Raw genomic sequence first — 23,918 nt, 5'->3', positions numbered from 1 at the left:
TACCTCAGGCCCCCTTGGCCGCGGTGCGGACCAGGACGAGGCCGCCGTTCGGACCGGGAACCGCGCCCTTGATGAGCAGCAGACCCTTCTCCGCGTCAACGGCGTGGACGGTCAGGTTCTGGGTGGTGACCCGCTCGTTGCCCATGCGACCCGCCATGCGGAGGCCCTTGAACACGCGGCCCGGGGTGGCGCAGCCACCGATGGAACCGGGCGAGCGGTGCTTGCGCTGGGTGCCGTGTCCGGCGCCGAGGCCCTTGAAGTTGTGACGCTTCATGACACCGGCGAAGCCCTTGCCCTTGCTCTTGCCGGTCACGTCGACCTTGATGCCGGCCTCGAACACCTCGGCGGTGATCTCCTGGCCGAGGGTGTACTCGCTGGCGTCAGCGGTACGGATCTCGACGAGGTGGCGGCGCGGGGTGACGTCGGCCTTGGCGAAGTGGCCCTTGAGGGGCTTGTTCACCTTGCGCGGGTCGATCTCGCCGAAGGCGATCTGGACCGACTCGTAGCCGTCGACATCGTTCGTACGGACCTGGGTGACGACGTTGGGGCCGGCCTTGACGACGGTGACCGGAACAACGCGGTTGTTCTCGTCCCACACCTGCGTCATGCCGAGCTTCTCGCCCAGGATGCCCTTGATCTGCTTAGCCATTCTCAGCTCACCGACCCTCAGAGCTTGATCTCGATGTCGACACCGGCCGGGAGGTCGAGTCGCATCAGAGAGTCAACGGTCTTGGGGGTGGGGTCGAGAATGTCGATCAGGCGCTTGTGCGTGCGCATCTCGAAGTGCTCGCGCGAGTCCTTGTACTTGTGCGGCGACTTGATGACGCAGTACACGTTCTTCTCAGTGGGCAGCGGCACCGGGCCCGCGACCGACGCACCAGTGCGGGTCACCGTCTCGACGATCTTCTTCGCCGAGGAGTCGATGACCTCGTGGTCGTAGGCCTTGAGCCGGATGCGGATCTTCTGTCCCGCCATGGCTACTCAGTAGTCCTGTCTCTTCAACGCTCTGGAACCCGGTGTTCCGTCTTTCCGTCCTCCGACCCACGCGGTCGGGCGTGTCGCGCTCCCGCTGACACAGATGCCCCTTGTTCGAACATCCCTGCGGGGAATGCACACGGCCCTTCCGGAACCGCAAGCCGAGGGCGGAAGGCCCACCGGGCGCCTGGTCGGTGCCGCACTCCACTTCCCGAAAGATTCCCGTACGTCCGCCCCAGTGCTGCCCGCAGGCAGTTAGGGCGACGAGTACTGTGGGACTCGCTTCCGGTCCTCCCGGCGGGAGGCGCGCAGCATCAACACTCGACCGAGCAACTCGGACAGTCTGCCATATGGGGCGGGGGCTCCGCCAATCGAGCCGGAGAGAATACCCCGGGGGTGACGTGGGTCAAACCGGAGCGCCGGGGCCCCGGGCTCCCGCTCCTGCGCGCGACGGTGTCTCGCGGGCCAGGACATCGGCGACCAGGTCCTGTACGCGGTCCGCCAGGTAGAAGTGGCCGCCGGGGAAGACGCGCAGGGTGAAGCCCGAGCGGGTCACGGCCTGCCAGGCACGGACGGACTCTTCCGGGACGGCCGCGTCCGTCGTTCCGCAGTAGGCGGCGACCGGGCAGGGCAGGGTCATGACCCTGGGCTCGTACGTGCTGAGCAGCCGGTAGTCGGACCGGATGGCCGGCAGGACCAGAGGCCGCAGCTCCGGATGGTCGAAGGCCTGGGCATGGGTGCCGCCGAGGGCGCGCACCTCGGCGATGAGCCTGTCGTCATCCAGGTGGGCCAGTGACCGGGTGGGTTGAGACCGTCCAGGGCCCTGGCGGGCGGAGACGCACAGCAGCGCCGGGGGCCGGTCCTGGGCTGCCAGCCGTGCCGCGGTCTCGTAGGCGACAGAGGCGCCCATGCTGTGGCCGAAGAACACCAGGGGCCGGTCGGAGAGGGGGGCGCACGCGCGGGCGATCGCCTCGGCGAGCTGCTCGATCGACTCGGCGAAGGGTTCGGCCAGCCGGTCCTCACGGCCGGGATAGCGCACCGAGAGCAGCTCCATGTCGCCGGGCACCGCCTGCGCCCACGGTACGAAGTAGCTCGCCGCTCCTCCGGCGTGCGGGAAGCAGACGAGCCGCAGCCGCGGCCGGGAGCAGGGCTTCAGGGTCCGCAGCCAGCGGCCGGTCATCTCGTGTGCCTCCTTCACTGCGTCCGCCCGGCGGCGCGGGAGGGGAACATACGGCGTTCGGCGTCGGTCAGGATGTCGACGGATCCGATACGGCGCGCCGGATCGGCGACCACGGCCGCGAGGAAGCGGGTGAACCGCTCTGTCAGTGCGCGCGCGGTCTCCTCCTCGAACAGGTCGGTGCGGTACTGGAGCCTGCCCTCGATCGGACCGGCCCCGGTCTCGGCCAGCTGGAACGTGAGATCGAACTTCACCGACGGCAGGGCCACGGGAAGCGGTGTGGCCCGGACGCCGGGCAGCCGGAGGGTGGCAGGAGGCGTGTTGCGCAGCGAGAGCATCGTCTGGAACAGGGGGTGGTGTGCGGGACTGCGTGCCGGCCGTGTCGCCTCGACCACCTGGTCGAACCCGATGTCCTGCTGGGCGTAGTCGGCGAGGTCGGCGTCCCGCACGGAGGCGAGCAGATCGCCGAAGGCAGGGTTGCCCGAGGTGTCGGTGCGCAGCACCAGAGTGTTCACGAAACAGCCGATGGTGTCCTCGTACGACGGATGGGTACGCCCGGCCACCACGGCTCCGATCGGTACGTCGGTGCCGGCGCCGAGCCGGGTGAGCAGGGCGGCCAGCGCGGCGTGAAGCACCATGAACAGGCTGGCGCCGGCCCCTGCCGCGACCGTTCGGGCGCGGGAGACGGTCTCGGCGTCCAGGGTGAAGCGGGCCTCGGCCCCCTCCGCGTTCGCCAGCGCCGGCCGCGGCCGGTCCACGGGCAGGTCGACGCAGTCCGGGAGTCCCTTCAGACGCTCCCGCCAGTAGCTGATCTGCCCCGTGAGGTCTCTGGCGCGCTCGCGCATCGCGTACTCGCTGTACGGCGTGACCGGCTCCCAGTCGGGTGCCCGGCCCCCGCCGCGGGCGTCGTAAGCCGTGCTCAGGTCCCGGGCGAGCAGGCCGAGCGACCACCCGTCCAGTGCGATGTGGTGGGCCGCCACGAGCAGCACGGCGTCGTCGGGGCCGGTCTCGAACAACACCACGCGTACGGGCGGGCGTTCGGCCAGCTGCCAGCCGGTGCCGAGCTCCGCATGGACGGCCTCGTCGAGTGCGGCCGGCTCGATCCTGCGGACCAGCAGGTCCGGCACCCGGTCGGTGATCCGCTGGCGCGGCTCGCCGTCGGTCTCTGGATAGACGGTGCGCAGCGCCTCGTGTCGTGCGGCCGTGTCGGCGAGGGCCTCGCGCAGGAGGCCGTGGTCGACGTGTCCGGTGAGCCGGACCGCCCACGGCACCGTGTAGCTCGGGCCCGCCAGCTGGTCGATGAACCACAGCCTGCGCTGGCCCGGAGAGAGCGGGATCGTGTCCCGGTCGAGGGCGGCGGGGGCCGGAGCCGGGACCGTCCCGGAGGGCAGCGCCGCCGCGAGAGCGGACACCGTCGGGTGATCGAACAGAATGCGCAGCGAGACGTCGGCGCCGAGCGCCACACGTACCCGGGCGATCACCTGGGTCGCGGACAGGGAGTGCCCGCCGAGCTCGAAGAAGTCGTCGTCCAGGCCCACGTCGGTGAGGCCCAGGGCGTCCCGGAACGCTTGCTGTACGGCAGCCTCGCGCTCGTCGCGCGGGGTGCTGGAACCCGCCGGGCCCGCCGGGCCGTGGAAGTCGGGTGCGGGCAGCGCCGCCCGATCGAGTTTGCCGTTCGGGCTGAGCGGCAGCTCGTCGAGGGTCACGAAGGCGGCGGGGACCAGGTGCCGGGGCAGCGCACCGGTGGCGTGGGCCCGGACCTCACTGCCGGAGGCCGTGCCCACCAGGTAGGCGACGAGCTGTTTGTGGCCCGTGGCGTCCTCACGAGCCACGACGGCGACGGCGGTAACGCCGGGGCAGCATGCCAGCGCGGCCTCGACCTCGCCCGGTTCGATACGGAAGCCGCGGATCTTCACCTGGTCGTCCAAGCGGCCCAGGTAGTCGAGGTCACCGTCCGCGTTGCGGCGTACGAGGTCGCCGGTGCGGTACATACGCTCGCCGGGTCGGCCGAAGGGGTCGGCGAGGAACCGTTGGGCGGTCAGCGCGGGCCGGCCCAGATAGCCGTCGGCGACGCCCGCTCCGGCCAGGTACAGCTCGCCCTCGGTGCCCGGCGGGACCGGCCGCAGCACGGAGTCGAGGACGTAGGCCCGGCGGGCGGCGAGCGGCCGTCCGATCAGGGGTCTGGCCCCCGGGTCGTCCGGGGCGCGCCAGGCCGTGGCATAGACGGTGGCCTCCGTCGGCCCGTAGAGGTTGAGGATCTCGCACTCCGGGAGGCGCTCGCGGAGTCCGGCGACCAGGGCGGCCGGCAATGCCTCGCCGGCGAGGACGACCGTCTCGGCGTCGAACGGCGTGGCGGTCTGCTGCAGCAGTCCGGCCACGGCGGAGGGCACTCCGCTGAGCAGGCTGCCCTTCCAGGGGCGTTCCGCCAGAGCCAGCAGGTTGGGTACCAGTTCCACCGTGCCGCCCGCTGCGAGCGGGGCGAACAGCTCGAACACGGACACGTCGAAGTTCAACGAGGTCGCGGCGAGGACGTGGCGCAGCCGGCGGGTGCCGAGCTCGGTGACGGCCCAGTGCACGAACTCGGCCATCGCGGCGGCGGAGACCACGACGCCCTTGGGGGTGCCGGTGGAGCCGGAGGTGTAGATGACGTAGGCGGCGGCTCCGGGAGGGGTGGGAGTGACGGCGGTGGCCGCGGCCTGACCGTCGTGCCCGTCGTGCCCGTCGTGCTCGTCGTGCTCGTCCAGGGAGAGTGTGGGAACCGGTGTCTCCAGCCGTCCGGTGTCGTCCGTCAGCAGCAGGACGGGGGCGGCGTCCCGCAGCATGAAGCGGATGCGGTCGGCGGGGTAGGCGGGGTCCACGGGCAGGTAGGCGGCGCCGGTCTTCAGCACGGCCAGCAGGGCGACCGGCAGTCGGGTCGTACGGGCCAGCGAGAGGGCCACGAGGGTGCCCGGCCGGGCGCCGCGAGCCCGCAGCCGGTCCGCGAGCCGCCCGGCCCGCTCGTCCAGCTCGCGGTAGGTCAGGCTGCCGTCGCTGCTGATGACGGCGACGGCGTCGGGTGTCTCGGCGACATGCGCGGCGATCAGGGCGTGCACCCCGGGCACCTGCCCGCGCTCCTCGGCCGGTGGCACCGGCGCCAGGAGCACAGCCTCGCCGGAGGTACCCAGCGGGGCGGTGGCGATGGGGGTGCCCTGGGCGAGGGAGGCCAGAAAAGCCGGGAAGCGCCGGCTGTGGCCGACCAGGTCCGACGGCGTGTACAACGCAGGGTTGGCATCGAGGTCGATCCGGACCCGGTCCCGGACCGCCCGGTCGGTCACGCACGAGAAGGACAGGTCGAAGACCGGCCCGTGCGCGAGGCCGTGCACGGTCGCGGGATGCTCCCCGAAGCGCAGATCGCGGTGGAACGGCAGGACGTTGACCAGGGGGCCGAAGACGGCATCGCCGGTGCGCAGGTCGCGGCGCAGGTGCTCGAACCGGTACCGCTGGCGACGCAGCGAGCGCCACACCGCGCCGGAGACCTCGGCCGTCAGCTCCGGCAGGGTCTGGGACCCGTCCACCCGCACCCGCAGCGGCACGATGTTCGACGCCGTGCCGGCGAAGGCCTGGGCCGACGCGCCGGCCCGGCCCGGGGTCGGCAGACCGAGCACCACGTCGCGCGCCCCGGTGGTACGGGAGAGGTAGGCGGCGACACCCGCGATCAGGGCCGGGGAGAAGTGGGCGGCGCTGTCCCCGGCGGCCCTGACCAGGCCGTCCGCGGCGTCGGAGGGCAGCACCAGGGTGCGGCGGTGGAAGTTGCCGGGCACGGATGCCGTCCGGCCGGCGATCGTCGGCGGCGGCGCGGGCAGGCCGCGCAGATGCTCCAGCCAGTAGGCGCGGTCCGCGTCCTGGGCCGGAGAGCCGGCGTATCCGGCGTCCGCCTCGAGCATGGCCCCCTGGCCGGTGAACGGCCGGGCGGGCAGGTCCGGTCGTGCGTACAGCTCAGCCACCCGCCGGGTGACCAGGGCGTGCCCGTAGCCGTCCATCACGATGTGGTGCGCCCGCTGGTACCAAAGGAACCGGCGCGGCCCCAGGACGTACAGCGCCTGGGTGAACAGCGGGCCGTGGGAGAGATCGACCGGACGGGCGAGGTCGGCGGCCATGCGGGCGTGTGCCGCGGCACGGGGGTCGTCGGCGCCCTGCAGGTCGGTGACCTCCACGCGCCACGCGGAGGTGTCGGCGGTCAGCACGGGGCCGTGCGGACCGTCGGCGAAGGTCACCCGCAGGGTGCCGGTCTCCTCGACCGCCCGGTGTACGGCGGCCACAAAGGCCGGCACCTCCACGGGTCCGTCGATGTCGACGTACTGGGCACCCTGGTACCCCGTTCCCGACGGATCGAGTTGGTGCGCGTACCAGATGCCGAGCTGGGCGTCGGTCAGCGGCTGCGTCATGCTCCCCTACCAGTCGAAGGCGCGGGCGTCGGCCAGGTTGACGCCGAGCGCGGTCTTGCCGACGTATTCGAGGCACTCGTCGGGCTTGGCGGGCATCACGGAGCAGAACGGCGCCTCGCGCAGATACCGCTGCAACGGTCGGCGCCGGTCGAGCGCGGCGGTGCCGGCCAGCTGCGGCGCGCTCGCCGCCAGGTCCGCGAGCAGCTCCCCCACGGCGTACTTCGCCGCGTGCACACCGGCGTTGGCCGGTTGCGTCCCACGGGCCGTGTCCACCTCGGCACAGGCCGCGTAGGTGAGGGCGCGGGCCGCGGCCAGCCGGATCGACAGCCTGCCCAGTTCCCGGACGGCCACGGGCGAGGTGGCGCGGGCCGGGCTGGTGCGCACACTCTCCGTCAGTTCGCGCAGGATCGCCCCGGCGAGCCCCAGGTAGGCACCGGTGTAGCCGGACACCATCCAGTGCGGCTCGCGGACCAGCTTGAACAGGGACATGCCCTCGACGCCGAGGAAGAGCCGCTCGCGCCCGACGCGGACCCCGTCCAGCGCCATACCGGCCGTGTGGGTGCCGGCCAGGGCTTGGCCCGGCCAGGGAGTGCCGAAGGCGACGCCCTCGTCGGTGGCGGCCACGACGAAGTGGGACACCTCGTTCTCGGCGTCCTCGGCGGCGTCCCGTGCGGCGACGACGTAGTAGTCGGCCACGCCGGCGAGGGACACGAAGGACTTCTGCCCCTCGAGCACGTATCCGCCGTCGTCGCGCCGGTAGGTGGTGCGAACTCCGCGCAGCTTGGCACCGCTGCCCGCCTCGGACGTGGCCGAGGCGAACATGCGGTCGTATGCGGTGATCTCCCGGAAGGCCCAGTCGGCGAAGGACCGCCCTGCCGTGCCGAGCCGCCCTCCGGCGGCTTCGCAGAGCGCCCCGATCGACACGTTGTGCATGTTCAGGGCGAGCGCGGAGGCCGCGTCCCGGGCGCCGAGGACCTCCAGGATCCGGGTGTACTGCGCGAACGACAGGCCGTCGCCGCCGGAGTCCCGTGGAACGAGCAGGCGCAGCAGCCCGGCGTCCTTGAGCAGCTTCAGGCCGGCCGTGCCGTCCGTGGCTCCCGTGTCCACGTCGGCCGCCATCGGAGCCAGGGCCTCGGCGAGCGCGGTTGCCCGGTCGAGGAGTTCGGCGGGGACGGAGGGTTCCGCTGCCATCAGTGGTTCCCCACCGGCAGGCCGAGGCCGCGGGCCACGGAGACGCGCAGCAGATCGTTCGGGCCTGCGTACACCGACCCGGCGAGTGCGCTGGCCAGGTCCGCGAAGCCGTCCCGGTCCCGGATGAAGGCCCGTACCCCGGCGAGCATGCCGGCGGTCTCGGCGAGGTACAGATGGTCCTCGGTGACGGAGATCTTGACCATGGCCGCCTCGTTCGCCAAGTGCCGGACGGCGGTCCCCTCGTCGATCCGGCGGGCCATCCCGTAGATCAGCTCACGGGACCGGTGCACCCGGATCGCCATGTCGGCGACCCGGCCGGCGACCTGGTGGCTGGCGCCCATCGGGCGGTCGAACTGGCGGCGGGTGGCGGCCCACTGGACCGTCTCCTCCAGCAGCCGGCGCATGGGGCCGAGCGCATACGACAGCAGCAGCGCCCGCTCGCAGGTGGTCGTGGCGGCCATCACCATGAGGCCCGCGCCCTCGCGCAGCACCAGCCGGTCGGCCGGCACGGTGACGTCGTCGAAGGTGAGCGAGCCCATCGGGACGCCGGGCAGGGCGCTCTTGTCCTCCGGTGCGCCCCGGGTGACGCCGGGTGAGTCGAGGTCCACCAGGAACGCCGACAGGGCGAAGGGGGAACGTCCTTCGCCGGTCCTGGCGAAGACGAGCCCGCGATCGGCGACGGGGGCCGCGGTGATGAAGGACTTGCGGCCGGACAGACAGTAGGAGCCGTCGGGCAGCCGGGTCGCGGTGGTGGTACCGGACAGCGGGTCGCTGCCGCCGCCCTCCTCCGTCGACGCGTGGCACAGCAGCAGCTCACCGGTGGCGGTGCCGTCCAGCAGCCCGAGCTGCCCGGGCGACAGCAGCATGCGCAGCGGCATCTGGATGCCGAACAGCTGGGAGGCGGCGCCGTAGCACAGGCCCGGGTCGATGCCGCCGAGGCCGAGCCCCTCGAACCTGGCCACGGCCTCGGTGACCCAGCCGTCGCCGCCTTCGTGCAGCACCCCCAGCCCGGCGAGTTCCTGCCAGTGGGCACGGAAGCCGTCCCGTCCCGTGAACGTCGGCAGGGTGCCGGCCAGTTCACGGAACTTGCCGACGACCACTTCCTGTTCGTACATGTGCTCTCCCCCGGTGCTCAGACGGTCTGCGCGCGCAGCGACGAGACGAGCTCCCACAGATGGGCGGGCGTGCGGAAGTTCGCGGCGACGATCTCCTCTTCCGGGATGCTGATCCCGCACCGCTGCTCGATCTCCACCACGAGGGTGAGGACGCTCATCGAGTCGAGCAGGCCGCTGTCGAGCAGCCGCAGATCGGGGGTGACCTCGAAGCCGGCCTCCTGGACGGCGAGCGGGGAGAGCGGGGACGCGGCGTACTCCTGGATCAGGGCGCACAGGTCGGCGACGGATTGCATCATGCTCCTTCGGTGCTGGCGAGCTCGGCAAGCTCGCGTCGGTCGACCTTTCCGTGCCCGCTCACCGGCAGGCGGTCGGTCAGGACAATGCGGTCGGGCAGCATCCGGCGCGGCAGCACGCCGGCCAGTGCGGTCAGGACCTGGCGCTCGCTCGTGGCGCCGACCACGTACGCCCAGATCTCGCCCTCGTGCGCTCCCCGCTTGGCGACGACGGCGCAGGCCTCCGCGGCGACGGTCTCGCGCAGGGCGCTCTCGACGTCCTGCAGGTCGATGCGGTGGCCGCGGCGCTTGACCTGGTCGTCGGCGCGGCCGAGCAACAGGAGCCCGCCGTCGTCGGCGGTCTCGGCGAGGTCACCGGTGGGGTAGGCACGGCGCGTGACGCCGTCGTCGAAGCGGACCTCCCGGGCGGGGTCGCGCAGTTGGCCGTCCACCAGGTAGCCGCGCAGCACGGTCGGTCCGGCGACGTGCAGTTCGCCGCGCCGGGCGGGGTGGCCGTCCGGATCCAGGACCACGGTGTGCGCGCCGTCGATGGCCCGTCCGATCGGCACCGTGGCCCCGACCGTGCTGCCGGGCGGGAAGTGGGCGGCCGTGCACACGTTGGTCTCGGTGGGGCCGTACAGGTTGTGGCAGGAGGCGCCGGGGAACTCGGCGAGGTACCAGGCGAGCAGATCGGGCGACAGCGGCTCGCCGGCGAAGGCGAACAGCCTCAGCCGGGGCGCGCTGCGCGCGGTGAGCAGTCCCGTCTTGCGCAACAGCCGGTACAGCGTGGGCACCGCGTACAGGACGGAGATCTCGTGCTCGCGCAGCCAGCCCGCGACCTCGGCCGGAAACGCGGTGAGCCGCTCGGGCATGAGGTGCACGGCCGCACCCGCCAGAGCGGAGGAGTACAGGTCGAACGTGCTGAGGTCGAAGGTGAACGCGGCCTGGGCGCCGACCCGGTCCTGGGCGCGCAGCCCGAGGGTGCGGGCGGCCCAGTCGGCGAAGTGCAGGACGTTCTCGTGGGACAGCAGGACGCCCTTGGGCGTACCGGTGCTGCCGGAGGTGGAGAAGATGTAGCCGCCGTCGAGTGCCAGGTCACCGGCGGTCTCGTCGGCGACCGGCAGCAGCACGAGGCCGTCCAGTTCGCTGCCCTGGTCGGCGCGGCCCAGCAGGGCGGCGGCCTCGGCCGCCCGAGCGGGGACCGTGGTGGCCAGGAAGTGCAGCCCGCTGCCGCGCACGGTGCGGGCCAGCCGGGCGGGCGGGTCGGCGGGATCGAGCGGGGCGGCGACGGCGCCGGCACGCAGCACCGCGTAGAGCGTCGCGACCGCGGTGCTCCCGCGGGGCGCGTGCACCCCGACCCGGGAGCCCGGGCCGACTCCGTGCCGAGTCAACTCGTGCGCGAGTGCGGTGACGCGTTCGTCCAGTTGCCGGTAGGTGAGGGACGTCGTCTCCTCGACCAGCGCGGGCCGGTCACCGAAGTACTCGGCAGCGTCGGCCAGTACCTGATCCAGTCGACGCGCGGGCGCGTTCGACCGTGGCGGGTTCACCGTGGGACTCCTCGACGTGTACGACCCGTGTCAGCGACCGGCTCCGCGACGCGGGCCGGGCCCGGGCTCCCCGATTCGGGCTCTCACCACCGGATTTCAGGGACGCACCACCGGATTTCGAGGCCCACCCTAGGTTCCTGTGCCGCCCTGTCAGAACCCCAGCGACCCCCCTGTGTCGGGGCGGGGCGCGCTGGGGATGTGCTTGAGGCTGCCTAGGGGGGCTCGGGAATCAGGGGTTCTCGGCGCGGCCGGCCATGGCTATAGATGGAGTTCCCGACCGCGCCAGCCCGCGCACCCCGAAGATCGGGCGTGCCCTGCCGTGGTGTCCGGCCCCTGGGCGCCGCCTTCGGCGGCGGCGCGCACGGCGAGCGGGCCCTGCACATGTCCCCTTCTCCTTCCCCTTGGGACCCCTTGGGACACGAACCCTTAAGGACCCCTCTTTGGTGACGAACAGAAACAGAGCACGTCGTCTGCTCGGCTATCTCCTGCTCGTCGTGGCACCACTCGCCCTGGCGCTCGTGCTGCTGTCCGGGCTGGCCGAACCCCGGCACTCAGGCCACTCCGCCGCCACGTCGACCCCGTCCCGGCTGCTGCCGGCGCTGGCCGTCATCATGGTGGTGGTCCGGCTGGTGGGAGCCGCCCTCAAACGGCTGGGCCAGCCCGCGGTGGTCGGTGAGATCGTCGCCGGCATCGTTCTCGGCCCGTCCGTCCTCGGCTTCTTCCTGCCGGACGTGCAGCGGGCCGTTTTCCCTGCCTCGATCCTGCCGTCCCTGGACACCCTCGCCCAGCTGGGTGTGGTGCTGTTCATGTTCCTCGTCGGCCTGGAGCTGCCCTTGGACCTGCTGCGCCGCAGCGGCCCGGTGGCTGCGGCGCTCGCGCAGGCCAGCACGGCGGTGCCCTTCCTGTGCGGTGCGGCGCTCGCCGCGATGCTGCTCGACTCGTACCGGCCCGCCGGCGCCTCCCGGCTGGCGCTGGTCATGTTCGTGGGTGTCGCCTTCGCGATCACCGCGTTCCCCGTGCTGGCGCGGGTCCTCGGCGAACAGCGGCTGACCCACACCCCGCTCGGCACCCTCGGCATGGCCACGGCCGGGATCGGCGACGTCATCGCCTGGTGTCTGCTCGCCGCCGTGACGGCGGTGGCCACCAGTGCCTCGACCACGCCCGCCGTGCTCACGTGCGTGCTGATCGTGGTCTACGCGGCCGTCATGTTCCTGGTGGTCCGGCCGGCCCTCACCCGCGTCGCGCCCCGCTTCGAGGGGGCGGGGCAGCCTCTGGTGGCGGCAGCCGTGCTGACCACCACACTGATCTCGGCCTGGCTCACGGACAGCATCGGCGCGCACGCCATCTTCGGGGCGTTCCTGGCAGGCGTGGTGATGCCCCGCAACTCGGTGGCGATCCAGCGGATCGCGGACCGGGTGGAGGGTCTGACCAGCTGGGTGATGCTGCCCGTCTTCTTCGCCGTGGTCGGGCTGAAGCTCGACCTGCCCGCGGTGGGCGGTCCCCGGGACTGGGGGGTGCTCGCGCTGATCGTGCTCCTCGCCTCCGTGGCCAAGTTCGGCACAGTGGCACTGTTCGCCCGTCTGCTGGGCCGCAACCGGCAGGACGCGGCGGCGCTCGGCCTGATGATGAACTGCCGTGGCGTGACGGAGCTGATCGTGCTTCAGCTCGGGCTGACCCTCGGCGTCCTGTCCCAGCAGCTGTTCTCGATGCTCACGTGCATGGCCCTGGTGACCACGGCCACGACCGGACCACTTCTGCGCAGGCTGCGGCTGGACCGCAGCCGTTCCGAATCCACCCGCAACACCACGGAGGCCCCGTTGTTGACCAGCAGTGAGGGGACGACATGAGCGTCACATCCCACCACGACGTTCTCGTCCTCGGCTCCGGCCCCGGTGCCTCGGTGCTCGCCGCGGTGCTGGCCCGGGCCGGCTCGGACGTCCTCGTCGTCGGCGAGGACACCCACCCGCGCTACCGGCAGGGCGAGACGTCCACCCCCTTTCTGTCCTGGCTGCTGAGGCTGCTCTCCGCCCGGTACGACGTCCCGGAGTTCGCCCACCTCGCCACGTACGACACCGCCCGCGAGCAGGTGAGCCGACGCGTCGGGGTGGAACGCTCGATCGGCTTCGCCCAGGGCGGGCGCGAGCGCCGGACGGCGCTGCCGCGCTCCGCGGCCGGGGCCCTGCTGTACCGGCAGGACGTCGACGCATACCTCTTCCACACCGCCGCGCTGCACGGCGCCCGGGTCCGCCAGCAGGCCAAGTTCGTCAAGGCCGAGGTGACCGCGGACCGGGTGCTGGTGACGACGGCGCGCGGCGAGACGTTCTCGGCCCGCTTCCTGGTGGACACGAGCGGCCGCGACTCGGCCGCGCTGGCCGCGCTCGGCGCCGAGGTGCGCGAGGGGGCCGCGGCGGACGGACCGCGGACGCGTACGGTGCACACCCATCTGATCGAGACGGGCCTGCCCGCCTCGGACGGGACCACGCACCACCTGTTCGACGGCGGCTGGCTGACGGTCACCCCGTTCACCGGCGGCGGGGTCAATCCCGTGACCGGCGTGCGCTTCACGGTGGACGCCGACCGCTTCGAAGGGGGCGAGGATCCGGAGCGGGAGTTCCGGGCCCTGCTGGAGCGGGTGCCCGGGCTGCGGCCGGCCCGGATCGCGGCGGTGCAGCCCTGGTACTCCACCGGGGTGCAGCAGTACGTCCGCGAGCAGCGTGCGGGGGACCGCTGGTTCGCGCTCGGCGCGAGCGCCGGTTTCACCGATCCGTTCCTCGCCGGCGAGCTGGTCCACGAGTTGCAGGTGGTGAACGCGCTGGCGTGGCGGCTGATCAAGGCCCTCGCCGCGGACGACCTGCGCGGCACCTGCTTCGCCGAGGTGGCCGCGCTCGACGAACGCCTGCGCTCGGCGCACACCAGGACGGTCGCCGACTTCCTCGGAGCCTGCGCCGACCCGGCACGTCTGGACCGGTTCGTCGAGCGCTGGGAGCTGGCCGGTTTCTACGCGACGCTGCGGCTGCGGGACGCGGTCGTGTCCCTGCCCGGTTCCGACGGCCCGGCGCTGGCGTACGAGGGTCTCGTGCCCGACGACGACCTGGAGACGCTGCGAGAGATGACCCCGCCTGCGTTCCGGTCGGGTATGACCGCGTTGCGCGAACCGGGCCGCGGCATCACCGCCGTGGGCCGGCTGCGTGCGGCGGCCCGGACCAGCCCCTCCCCCGAGATCCAGCGGCTGCTGCTGGCCGCCACCCCCGACCTAGTGCGAGGCCGCCTGTGAACGCCACGACCGACCATGACGTCATCGTGCTGGGAGCCGGGATCGCCGGCTCCATGCTCGGCGCGATCCTCGCCCGGCACGGCGCGTCGGTCCTGCTCGTGGACGCGGGCTCGCACCCGAAGTTCGCGGTCGGCGAGTCGACGATCCCCGAGACGCTTGTCACGCTCCGGATGATCGCCGAGCGGTACGACGTGCCCGAGATCGCGACGCTGACGAACACCAAGTTCCTCATGGAACAGGTCAACACCTCGTTCGGGGTGAAGGACCACTTCGGCTTCCTGCTGCACCGCGAGGGCGAGGAGCCGGATTGGCGTGAGGCCGTCCAGCTGAGCACGGGCGGCGGGGTGTACAAGACCAGTCACCTGTTCCGGCAGGACACCGACACCCACCTGTTCCACGCCGCGGTCCGCCACGGCTGTGTGCCCAAGCTGAACCACCTGGTCTCCGACGTGGAGATCGAGGACGACCACGTCGCCGTGGTGGGCACCGACGGGAGCCGGATCACCGGTCGCTACCTGGTGGACGCGAGCGGCTTCCGCTCGCCGCTCGCCGCGAAACTGGGGCTGCGCGAGGAGCCGTCCCGGCTCAAGCACCACTCCCGGTCGCTGTTCAGCCACATGATCAACGTGCGGCAGGACGAGGTGCTGGGCCACACCGGCGACCAGTGCCCGCCGACGCGCTGGTACGACGGCACGATGCACCACACCTTCGACCGCGGCTGGTTCTGGGTCATCCCGTTCGACAACAACCCCGCGTCCCGCAACCCGCTGGTCAGCGTGGGGGTGACCCTGGACGAGCGCAAGTACCCGAAGAACCGGGACCTCACGCCCGAGCAGGAGTTCTTCGAGCTGGCCTCGCGGTTCCCGGCGGTGAAGCGGCAGTTCGAGAACGCCGTCTCGGTGCGGGAGTGGGTGTCCACCGAGCGGCTGCAGTACTCCGCGACCCGCTCGGTGGGGGCCCGCTGGTGCCTGATGTCGCACGCGGCGGGCTTCATCGACCCGCTGTACTCACGGGGCATCTCCAACACCGCGAACGTGGTGAACGTCCTGGCCCACCGGCTGCTGGGGGCGCTGCGCGAGGACGACTTCACCGAGGAGCGCTTCGAGTACGTGGAGCGGGTGGAGCAGGGACTTCTCGACTACAACGACGCCCTGGTGAACGCCTCGTTCATCTCCTTCGGCCACTATCCGCTGTTCAGCGCGGTGTTCCGGGCCTGGACGCTGGGCACCGTGTTCAGCGCCAACCGGCTGCAGGCCGCCATGATGCGGTTCCGGCGCACGGGCGACCCGGAACACCTGGCGGCCCTGGAGGACAACGACTATCCCGGCCTGTGGTGGCCCGACGCCCGCTACCTCGAGCTGCTGGACGCGGTCGTCGAGCAGACCTCGCGCTACGAGCGGGGCGAGGTGACCGGCGACGAGGCGGCCCGGCATCTCTTCCGCCGGCTGTCCTCGGCCGACTTCGTCCCGAAGCCGTTCGGTTTCGCCGACATCGAGCACCGCTTCCTGCGGCCCACGCCCGGGCGGATGGTCTCGCTGCTGAAGTGGGCCCTCACCGAGGCACCGGATGACGTGCGCGATCTGTATCTCGGCCCGGTGAAGGAGTCGCTGAAGGGCCTCGTCGCCGGACGACGGCCGGCGTAGGGGCGGCCGATGACCACCGTGGACAGCGATCCGAGGTATGTGGACGCCTCCGAATACCGCACGCTGATGGGCGGGTTCCCAACCGGAGTCGTGGTCGTCACCACGACCGGCGACGACGGGACACCGTACGGCCTGACCTGTTCTTCCCTGTCGAGCGTGACCGTGCAGCCGCCGACTCTGCAGGTGTGTCTGATGTCCACCAGCAAGGTGCTGGCGGCGATCCTGGGCAACCAGCGGTTCGCGGTGAACCTGCTGCATGCCCGGGCCCGTGAGGCGGCATCGGTGTTCGCCTCGCCCGTCGACCGGTTCGCCGTGGTGCCCTGGCGGCCGACCCCCCGGCTGGGCCTGCCGTGGCTGCACCGGGACGCGTTCGCCGTGGCGGAGTGCAGGCTGACCCGGACGCTGGAGATCGGCGACCACACCATGCTGTTCGGCGAGGTGGCGGCCGTGGACCACGCCGACGACGTACCGCTCCTGTACGGCAGGCGGCAGTACTCGGTCTGGCCCGGGGACTAGGGGCAGACGGTCCGGAAACGGACACAGGAGACAGAAGGTGGGGGTGCCGGCGAAGGGAACTTCGCCGACACCCCCACCTTCTGTCGTGGGACGCCCTGTGCCGGCCGGATCAGCGGCGGGACGCGACGAACGCCGCCAGGCGGTCCAGGGCCTCATCGATCTCGGCCGGACCGACGGCGCTGCACGACAGGCGCAGCCGCCGGTCGGCGTCCGGATGGTCGTAGAAGTGCCGCATCGGTACCCAGAGCACGCCGTGCTCCTCGGCGGAGTGCTCCAGCGCCGCATCGTCCGCGACGAACGGCACGTCCATCACGACGAAGAAGCCGCCGCCCGGGGTGTTCCAGCGCACTGCGCCGCCGGCGGGGAAGCGTGCCGCCAGTCCGTCGAGCAGATGGTGGAGATTGCGCTGGTACACCGCGCGTTCCGCGGTGTTGGCGGCGACCAGGCTGCACCCGTGGGTCACCAGGTGCCCGCCGACGACGGCCTGCGCGACCGGGGATGTGTTCACCGTGAGCATGCCCTTGATCTTGGCGAGTTCGTCGGCGAACAGGCCCAGGCCGCCGTCGGCGGCCTCGACCGGGGTGTCGGCCACGACATAGCCGACGCGGGCGCCGGGCAGGCACGTCTTGGCGAACGAACCGAAGTAGACCACCCGGCGGCCGGTGTCGAGTGCCTTCAGGGTCGGCAGGTGCTCCCCGCCGTGGAACAGCCCGTAAGGGTTGTCCTCCAGAAGCAGCAGGTCGAGCGCCGCCGCCGCGTCCAGCAGGGCGTGCCGGGTGGTGAGGTCCATGCTCAGCCCGGACGGGTTGGCGAAGTCCGGCATGACATAGCAGGCGCGCGGGCGCCGCCCCTCGGCGCGCAGCCGGGTCACCGTACGGGCGAGCGCGTCGAGGTCGACTCCGTCCGTGCCTCCGGGTACCGGCACCACGGGCATGTCGACCAGGGCGGCCGCCCCGGTCAGGCCCACATAGGTCGGGGCGACGGCGAGCAGCACGTCCCGCGGGTCCGCGCGCAGCGCCCGCAGGGTCAGCACCATCGCCTCCTGGCAGCCGACAGTGACCACCACGGACTCCGGGTCCACGTCGATCCCCTCGTCGACGTGAAGCATCCGGGCGACCAGGTCGTGGATGACGCCCTTGGTACGCCCGTACTGGAACAGGGTCCTGCGCACCTGATCGGGGGTGAACCCGCGGTCGGCGGCGAGGTGGTGCCGGTACGCGGCGAGGTACCGCTCCGGCGCGCGTGCGTCGAAGAGGTCCTCGTGCGGCCGGCCGGCAGCCAGCGAGATGGCGTCGGGGTAGCGGTGCGACACCTCGTTGAGGAAGTTCATCGACTCCAGCACCGGCTCGGCCAGCGCGGGATGCAGTTCCCCGGCCCGCAGCAGGGCGGAGCGGACCGGGGCGGCCGCGGCCTCGCTCATCGGTTCTGCCCGGTGAGCGAGGCTTCCTCCACCGCCTCGTAGAGCGCCCTGATGTTGCCGCTGCCGAAGTTGCGGGCGCCGAAGCGCTCGATGACCTCGTAGAACAGCGTGCCGCTCGGGTGCGTGGAGCGGGTGAAGATCTGGTACAGCTGACCGTCGTGGTCCTCGTCGACCAGGATGTCGAGATCCTGGAGTTCGGCGACCGGGTGCCGGGCCGGCGTGAGGCGCTCGGTGAGCCGGTCGTAGTAGGTGTCCGGGGTGTCCAGGAAGCCGACGCCGCGCTCGCCGAGGACGGCGACGGAGCGGACGATGTTGTGGGTGGAGAACGCCACGTGCTGGACGCCGGCCCCGCCGTTGTCCCGCAGGAAGCGGTCTATCTGCCCGGCGTCGGCGCCGGTGTCCGGCTCGATCAGGGTGAGGGTGACGTCACCGGACGGGCTCTGCACCACCTTGGAGTCCATCGCCTGGGTGCCCACCGCGATGCGCTCCGCGAAGGTCATCCGGAAGCCGAGGGTGCGCTCGTAACGCTCCACGGTGGGGCCGAGGTCACCGGCATCCAGGCAGACGGCGAAGTGGTCGACCCGCTCCAGGCAGGTGGACGAGGCCGGCTGCGGGGTGAGTGCGCCGAACCCCGGCAGCCACATCCCCTCGGTGCCGACGGGCGGTTGCACCAGGGTGTGCACCACGTCGCCGAAGGCGGCGACGGCCGCGAGCGTCGCTCCGCCGGCGTCGGCCGGGGCCTGTGTGGAACGGGCGCCGGCCGCCACCGCCGCCCGGTGGGCACCGGCCGCGTCGGCGGTGCGCAGCGCGATGTCCGCCACGCCGAATCCGTGCCGCTCGGTGAACTCCCGGGTGTGCGGGCCCTCGGTGACCAAGGCGGCGATGTCGTTCACGCCCACGGCGACCGTGCGTCCCCCGCCGGGCAGCGCCCTGTCACCCCGCACCACGAAGCCGTAGCGCTCCACCAGTTCGGCCACGGCCTCGTCGGCGTCGGGGGCATAGAACTCGAGGTGGTTGAGTGTGACGTCGGTGGCGTGCTCCGTCACGTCGGTCGGTGACTGCATCGGAATCCTTTTGTTAGAGACTTACGAGTTCTTTGAGGCGTACGCGGCTCTTCGCGAGCCGCACAGCGACAGGGCGAGGGAAGTCACCGCGCCGCTACTTCGCCTCCAGCACGGAGAAGGCGGAGTCCGGCACGGCACGCACGGCGGAGAGGGTGTAGCCCGCCTCGGCGAGCAGCGCCTCGAACTCCCGGGCCGTACGCTCCCGGCCGCCGGTGAGCACCATCATCCCGATGTCGCTCCACTTGCTCGGGTGCCACGAACCGTCCTCGGGCACCAGCATCTCGACGATCATCAGTCGGCCGCCGGGTTCGAGCGCGGCGCGCGAGGCCCTCAGGATCGACACGCACTGTTCGTCGGTCCAGTCGTGCAGCACGCTGCAGATCAGATGGGTGTCGGCGCCTTCCGGGACGCGTTCGAAGAAGTCGCCGGCCGCCAGCTCGCAGTCCCGTCCGTCGAAGGTGCCGGCGGCGCGGACGCTCGCCACCACGGCGGGCCGGTCGAACAGCACGCCCCGCAGCTGCGGTGCGCGGCGCAGGATCGCGTCGAGCTGGTAGCCGTCCCCGCCGCCGAGGTCCATCACCGTGCCGCACTCGCTCCAGTCGGTGTCGGTGGCGAACCGCGGATACAGCCGCGCGGCCCGCTCCCTCATCCGTTGCAGGAACGCCTGGTCGGAGGCGCCGTCGGCGTCCTTGTGAGCGAAGAAGCCGCCGTGCTGGTCGTCGAAGACCGACCTGCCGGAGCGGAACGTGTCGATGCCCTGCAGCCAGGCGCGCTGGCTCTCCACGTTCAGCAGCGACGTACGGACGCTGCCCTCGACCCCGGCGCGCAGCCGGTGCCCGGCCGGGGTGAGCCGGAAGACGCCGGCGCCTTCCTCGGTGAGCACGCCGACGGAGGCCAGAGCGCGCAGCAGCCGGTGGAGGGCATCGGGGTGGGCGCCGACGGCGTCGGCGATCCCGTCGGCGGCACGCGGGCCGTCGGCGAGGACGTCGGCCACGCCGAGTTCGGCGGCGATGCGCAGGACGTGCGGGAGGATCGCCACGCAGCTGTCGTCGATCAGGCCGAGATAGTCGTCGAGCAGCAGTGCGGGCTGCGGCGCCGGCTCAGGCACTCGCGTCCTCCATGGCGCGGACCAGGCTGCGCGGGCGCAGGTCGGTCCAGTGGGCGTCGATGTAGTCGAGGCACGCCTGGCGCGAGTCCTTGTCGTGCGCGACGCTCCAGCCGGCGGGCACATCGGCGAAGGCCGGCCACAGCGAGTGCTGGCCCTCCTCGTTGACGAGCACGAGGTAGCTGGCGTCGTTGTCCTCGAACGGGTTGGTCATCGTTCCGTTTCCTTTCCTGTCGGATTCTGGGCCGGGTTCTCGGTGAGGTTCGGGGTGGGGTGGGCGCGGGCGCGGTGCGCGAGGTCGCGCAGCCGGTCGGAGACGCAGCGGCCGATGGCGGCCAACGCTCCCGGGTCGGTCAGCATCAGGCCGTGGTCGACGTCGACCTGGTGGCGGCGGATGGCGCCGGTGACGTACGGCTGCCAGTCGCCGGCGGTCGGCCAGTCCGCGCCACGTCCGCCGGTGGCGGCGACGAACAGCAGGTCGCCGTCGAACACCTCCGGGGCGAAGTTCTGCTGCGCGAGGAAGTTGCGCCGGAACACCTCGACGGCCAAGGCCAGTTGGCGCTCGTCGAGGGTGGCCAGCGCGCTGCCGCCGCGCTCCAGCACGGCGCGGGCGGCGGGCACGGTCAGCGGCTCGGTACGGTCCCAGGTGTGCCCGGCGTAGTGCAACAGGCCGGTCAGGACGGCGTGCGTGTCCGGGGTGTAGTCGCGCGCTCCGTCGAAGCGCGGGTAGGCGTCGAGGATCGCGAGCAGGGCGACCTCCTCTCCCCGGGACTGCAGCCGGGTGGCGAGCCGGTGGGCGAGCACACCGCCGAAGGACCAGCCGAGCAGATGGACCGGGCCGTGCGGCTGCACCTGGCGGATCTGTGCGGCGTAGTCGTCCGCGATGTCCTCCAGCGTGGCGCCGGGTACGGGGGTGCCGGACGCTCCGTCCAGGCCGCGGGACTGCAGGGCGTACACCGGGTGTTCCCGGCCGAGATGGCGCAGCAGACCGCTGTAGCACCAGCCGAGTCCGGCGGCCGGGTGCACGCAGAACAGCGGTGCGCGCCGGCCCGTCGGACGCAACGGCAGCACGACGTCGAGTCCGCCGCCGGGTGCCTCGCCGAGGCGCTCGGCGAAGGCGGCGACGGTGGGCGCGGTGAACAGCGTACGGATGCCCGTCTCCACACCGAGCACCTCCCGCACCCGTCCGATCAGCCGGGCCGCGAGCAGCGAGTGGCCGCCCAGATCGAAGAAGTCGTCGTGGACACCGATCCGGTCCAGGCCGAGGATGTCGGCGAAGAGCCCGCACAGCACCTCCTCCCGGGGCGAACGCGGGGCGCCGGCCGGGTCGGTGCTGGGCGGCGCGGGCGCGGGAAGCGCCCGCCGGTCGAGCTTGCCGTTCGGGGTGAGCGGGAGCCGGTCGAGCACGACGACGGCCGACGGGACCATGGCGTCGGGCAGATGTGCGGCGGTGTGCTTGCGCAGGGCCTGCGGGTCGGTGTCCTCGCCCGGAGCGGGTACGACGTAGCCGACGAGCCGGTTCTCGCGCAGCACGACCTCCGCGTGGCGTACGGCGGGGTGGCGTTCCAGTACGGCGGCCACCTCGCCCGGTTCGATCCGCTGTCCGCGCAGTTTCACCTGGTCGTCGGTGCGGCCCGCGTACTCCAGCGCCCCGTCGTGGCGCAGCCGGGCCAGGTCGCCGGTGCGGTACAGGCGGGCGCCGGGCGGGCCGTAGGGGTCGGCGACGAACCGCTCGGCCGTGCGGCCGGGCTGGGCGAGGTAGCCGCGAGCCAGCTGGCGGCCCCCGAGGTACAGCTCACCGGTGACGCCGATCGGCACCGGCCGCAGCGCGCTGTCCAGGACGTAGGTGCGCGTGTTCCACACCGGCCGGCCGATGGGCACCGTGTCGCCTCCGTCGCACCGCCAGGCGGTGACGTCGACGGATGCCTCGGTAGGTCCGTACAGGTTGTGCAGGCCGGCGTCCAGGGTGGCCAGGCAGCGGGCGGCCAGCTCGGCGGGCAGGGCCTCGCCGCTGCAGATCACCCGGGTCAGGCTGGTGCAGGCGGCTGCGGCGGGCTCGTCGAGGAAGGTCCGCAGCATCGACGGCACGAAGTGGACGGTGGTGACACGTTCGGCGGCGATCAGCGCGGCGAGGTAGGCGGGGTCACGGTGGCCGTCGGGGCGGGCCACCACCAGGGTGGCGCCCTGGAGCAGCGGCCAGAGGAACTCCCAGACGGAGACGTCGAAGCCGGCCGGGGTCTTCTGGAGCACCCGGTCCTCGGGGGTCAGACGGTACGCGTCCTGCATCCAGGCGAGCCGGTTGACGATGCCCTCGTGCGGGACGACGACGCCCTTGGGCCGGCCCGTCGATCCGGAGGTGTACAGCACATACGCCGGGTGCCCGGGACGCAGCCCGCGATCGCCGAGGTCGTCGCCGGCGCCCGGGTCCGGCGTACCGGACGGCTCGGCGCGCAGGGCGATCCGGGGGAACCCGCCGGGCAGCTCGGTGGTGCCGTCGAGGGTGAGGACGACGTCCGGGGCGGACTCCTCGGTCATGAGGCGCAGCCGCTCCGCCGGCTGGCCCGGGTCCAGCGGCAGGTAGGCGCCGCCCGCCTTGAGCACGGCAAGGACGGCGACGACGAGTTCGACGGAGCGGGGCAGGGCGAGCCCCACCAGCCGCTCGGGGCCGACGCCGTGATCCACCAGGCGGCGGGCCAGCCGGTTGGCGCGGGCGTTGAGTTCGCCGTACGTCACCTGCTCGCCCTCGAAGACGACCGCCGTGCGGGCGGCCGAGCGGGCCGCCTGGTCCTCGAACAGCCGGGGCAGGCACAGGTTCGGCACGGCGTGGCCGGTGTCGTTCCAGTCGTGGACGACGCGCCGTTCCTCGGCGGGGTCGAGCAGCCGTACGGCGGAGACCGGCGCGTCCGCGGCGGCGGCGAACCGGGTGAGCACCTGTCCGAGCCGGGCCACCAGGTCACGAGCCGTGTCCGCCGGGAAGAGGTCGGCGCGATGGGCGATGCGCAGCCGCAGCCGTTCGCCGGGCACCACCACCAGGGTCAGCGGGTAGTGGGTGGCGTCCTCGACGCTCATCGACGTCGCCAGCATGTCGTCGGCGCCGGCCTTCAGGCCGTCCCGGTCGACCGGGTAGCTCTCGAAGACAACCAGTGTGTCGAACAGTCGGTCGAGGCCGGACCAGCGGGTCACCTCGGCGAGCGAACGGTGCTGGTGGCCGGTGAGTGCCGCCTGCTCCCGCTGCACGCGCGCCAGCAGGGCCGACAGGGGCTCCGCCGGGTTGAACCGGATACGGACCGGCAGGGCGTTGATGAACAGCCCGACCATCTGGTCCGCCGCGGGAATCTCGGGCGGCCGGCCGGCGACGATCGCGCCGAAGACGACGTCGTCCTGGCCGGTGGCGTGCCGCAGCAGGGTGCCCCAGGCGCACTGCACGACCGTGTTGAGCGTCGTGCCGTTGCGCCGGGCGAGCGCCGCCAGGTCGGTGGTGACGTCGGTGGGCAGCAGGCATTCGGCGGCCTCCGGAAGCACCGCCCCGCGGGCCGGGTCGGGCGGGGCCATGAACGTCCCGGCGGCAAGTCCCTCCAGCGCCTGCCGCCATGCGTGTTCGGCGGCGGCCGCGTCCCGGTCGGCCAGCCAGGCCAGATAGTCCCGGTAGGGCGGCGCGGGCGGGAGCTGCCGGCCGGTGTAGAGGGCGAACAGCTCGCGCACCGCGATCGCCAGCGACCAACCGTCCAGCAGGATGTGGTGGTGCGTCAGGACAAGACGGTGTTCCCGCTCGCCGGTGCGCACCAGCGTGCAGCGCAGCAGCGGCCCCTTGGCGGGGTCGAACGGGCGCACCCGGTCCGCGGTGAGCAGCCGGTCGTACGCGTCCTCGCCGGCCTCGCGCAGGTCCGTCTCGGTCCACGGCACGGAGACCGCGCGCGGCACCACCTGCGCGGGCACGCCGGACTTGCCGAAGCGGAAGGAGCCACGCAGGTTCGGGTGCCGGCGCAGCAGGGCCTCGACCGCGCCGCGCAGCCGGCCGGCGTCGACGCCCCCGCTCAGGGTGAGCGTCAGCTGGACGTTGTAGACCTCCGTCCCGGACGGGTCGAACAGGGCGTGGAAGAGCAGCCCTTCCTGCAGCGGGGTCAGCGGGAGGACGTCCTCGATCCGTGACCCGGAGCGCGCCGCGGTACCTGTTCCGGTCTGTGATCCGCGCATG

The 23,918-nt window shown here is 72.4% G+C and carries 17 protein-coding genes; 4 read left to right on the top strand and 13 right to left on the bottom strand.

Annotated features, from left to right (window positions below):
* Window positions 1-4: 4 nt before the first annotated feature.
* The 8 genes from rplC to AB0H32_RS16090 all read right to left on the bottom strand — a co-directional run bounded on the left by rplC (window position 5) and on the right by AB0H32_RS16090 (window position 10,701).
* Window positions 5-649: a 50S ribosomal protein L3 gene (gene rplC, locus AB0H32_RS16125; RefSeq protein WP_020135811.1), complete on the bottom strand. Its 645-nt coding sequence runs from the start codon at window positions 647-649 to the stop codon at window positions 5-7.
* Between the two features lie 17 nt (window positions 650-666).
* Window positions 667-975, bottom strand: coding sequence for a 30S ribosomal protein S10 (gene rpsJ / locus AB0H32_RS16120; RefSeq protein ID WP_003948644.1), 309 nt, complete (start codon window positions 973-975; stop codon window positions 667-669).
* 406 nt (window positions 976-1,381) lie between these two features.
* A complete protein-coding gene (locus AB0H32_RS16115) occupies window positions 1,382-2,155 on the bottom strand; it encodes an alpha/beta fold hydrolase (RefSeq protein ID WP_361119932.1) in 774 nt (257 codons plus the stop codon).
* Between the two features lie 14 nt (window positions 2,156-2,169).
* Entirely contained in the window at window positions 2,170-6,576 is a 4,407-nt protein-coding gene (locus AB0H32_RS16110; protein ID WP_361119929.1) for an amino acid adenylation domain-containing protein, read from the bottom strand.
* A gap of 6 nt (window positions 6,577-6,582) precedes the next feature.
* The gene (locus AB0H32_RS16105) at window positions 6,583-7,767 is read right to left on the bottom strand and encodes an acyl-CoA dehydrogenase family protein (protein WP_361119926.1); all 1,185 of its coding nucleotides are present in this window, start codon (window positions 7,765-7,767) and stop codon (window positions 6,583-6,585) included.
* Window positions 7,767-8,882 (bottom strand): acyl-CoA dehydrogenase, encoded by a 1,116-nt coding sequence (locus AB0H32_RS16100; protein ID WP_361119923.1) that lies wholly within the window; start codon window positions 8,880-8,882, stop codon window positions 7,767-7,769. Before AB0H32_RS16100 ends, AB0H32_RS16105 begins: the two co-directional genes overlap by 1 nt.
* A 17-nt stretch (window positions 8,883-8,899) precedes the next feature.
* Window positions 8,900-9,178, bottom strand: coding sequence for a phosphopantetheine-binding protein (locus AB0H32_RS16095; protein ID WP_361119920.1), 279 nt, complete (start codon window positions 9,176-9,178; stop codon window positions 8,900-8,902).
* Window positions 9,175-10,701: an amino acid adenylation domain-containing protein gene (locus AB0H32_RS16090; RefSeq protein WP_361119918.1), complete on the bottom strand. Its 1,527-nt coding sequence runs from the start codon at window positions 10,699-10,701 to the stop codon at window positions 9,175-9,177. The genes AB0H32_RS16095 and AB0H32_RS16090 overlap by 4 nt, the downstream gene beginning before the upstream one ends.
* 443 nt (window positions 10,702-11,144) lie before the next feature.
* Here AB0H32_RS16090 and AB0H32_RS16085 point away from each other — a divergent pair, with 443 nt between their 5' ends.
* From AB0H32_RS16085 to AB0H32_RS16070, 4 genes are read left to right on the top strand one after another with little or no spacing between them, the layout of a single operon-like run.
* On the top strand, window positions 11,145-12,548 hold the full coding sequence (locus tag AB0H32_RS16085; protein ID WP_361119915.1) for a cation:proton antiporter: 1,404 nt from the start codon (window positions 11,145-11,147) through the stop codon (window positions 12,546-12,548).
* Window positions 12,545-13,975, top strand: coding sequence for an FAD-dependent monooxygenase (locus AB0H32_RS16080; protein WP_361119912.1), 1,431 nt, complete (start codon window positions 12,545-12,547; stop codon window positions 13,973-13,975). Before AB0H32_RS16085 ends, AB0H32_RS16080 begins: the two co-directional genes overlap by 4 nt.
* Window positions 13,972-15,618 carry a tryptophan 7-halogenase gene (locus tag AB0H32_RS16075; protein WP_361119910.1) on the top strand — a complete coding sequence of 549 codons (1,647 nt, stop codon included), beginning with the start codon at window positions 13,972-13,974 and terminating at the stop codon, window positions 15,616-15,618. Before AB0H32_RS16080 ends, AB0H32_RS16075 begins: the two co-directional genes overlap by 4 nt.
* 9 nt (window positions 15,619-15,627) lie before the next feature.
* A complete protein-coding gene (locus AB0H32_RS16070) occupies window positions 15,628-16,134 on the top strand; it encodes a flavin reductase family protein (RefSeq protein ID WP_361119907.1) in 507 nt (168 codons plus the stop codon).
* Window positions 16,135-16,243: 109 nt separating this feature from the next.
* On the opposite strand, the gene AB0H32_RS16065 is transcribed toward AB0H32_RS16070, so the two are convergent.
* From AB0H32_RS16065 to AB0H32_RS16045, 5 genes are all read right to left on the bottom strand, one after another.
* Window positions 16,244-17,554, bottom strand: a complete 1,311-nt coding sequence (locus AB0H32_RS16065; RefSeq protein WP_361119904.1) for a PLP-dependent aminotransferase family protein — start codon at window positions 17,552-17,554, stop codon at window positions 16,244-16,246.
* On the bottom strand, window positions 17,551-18,618 hold the full coding sequence (hppD, locus tag AB0H32_RS16060) for a 4-hydroxyphenylpyruvate dioxygenase (protein ID WP_361119901.1): 1,068 nt from the start codon (window positions 18,616-18,618) through the stop codon (window positions 17,551-17,553). The genes AB0H32_RS16065 and hppD overlap by 4 nt, the downstream gene beginning before the upstream one ends.
* A 94-nt stretch (window positions 18,619-18,712) precedes the next feature.
* Complete coding sequence (locus tag AB0H32_RS16055; protein WP_361119897.1) at window positions 18,713-19,726, bottom strand: methyltransferase; 1,014 nt, start codon at window positions 19,724-19,726, stop codon at window positions 18,713-18,715.
* Window positions 19,719-19,937: an MbtH family protein gene (locus AB0H32_RS16050; RefSeq protein WP_361119894.1), complete on the bottom strand. Its 219-nt coding sequence runs from the start codon at window positions 19,935-19,937 to the stop codon at window positions 19,719-19,721. The genes AB0H32_RS16055 and AB0H32_RS16050 overlap by 8 nt, the downstream gene beginning before the upstream one ends.
* On the bottom strand, window positions 19,934-23,917 hold the full coding sequence (locus AB0H32_RS16045; RefSeq protein ID WP_361119891.1) for an amino acid adenylation domain-containing protein: 3,984 nt from the start codon (window positions 23,915-23,917) through the stop codon (window positions 19,934-19,936). The genes AB0H32_RS16050 and AB0H32_RS16045 overlap by 4 nt, the downstream gene beginning before the upstream one ends.
* Window position 23,918 lies beyond the last annotated feature (1 nt).

It is taken from the genome of Streptomyces sp. NPDC020362, from assembly GCF_040642095.1.
Taxonomy (GTDB): domain Bacteria; phylum Actinomycetota; class Actinomycetes; order Streptomycetales; family Streptomycetaceae; genus Streptomyces.
Note: the sequence above shows the minus strand (reverse complement) of the source record. Positions and strands in the feature narration are given on the sequence as shown.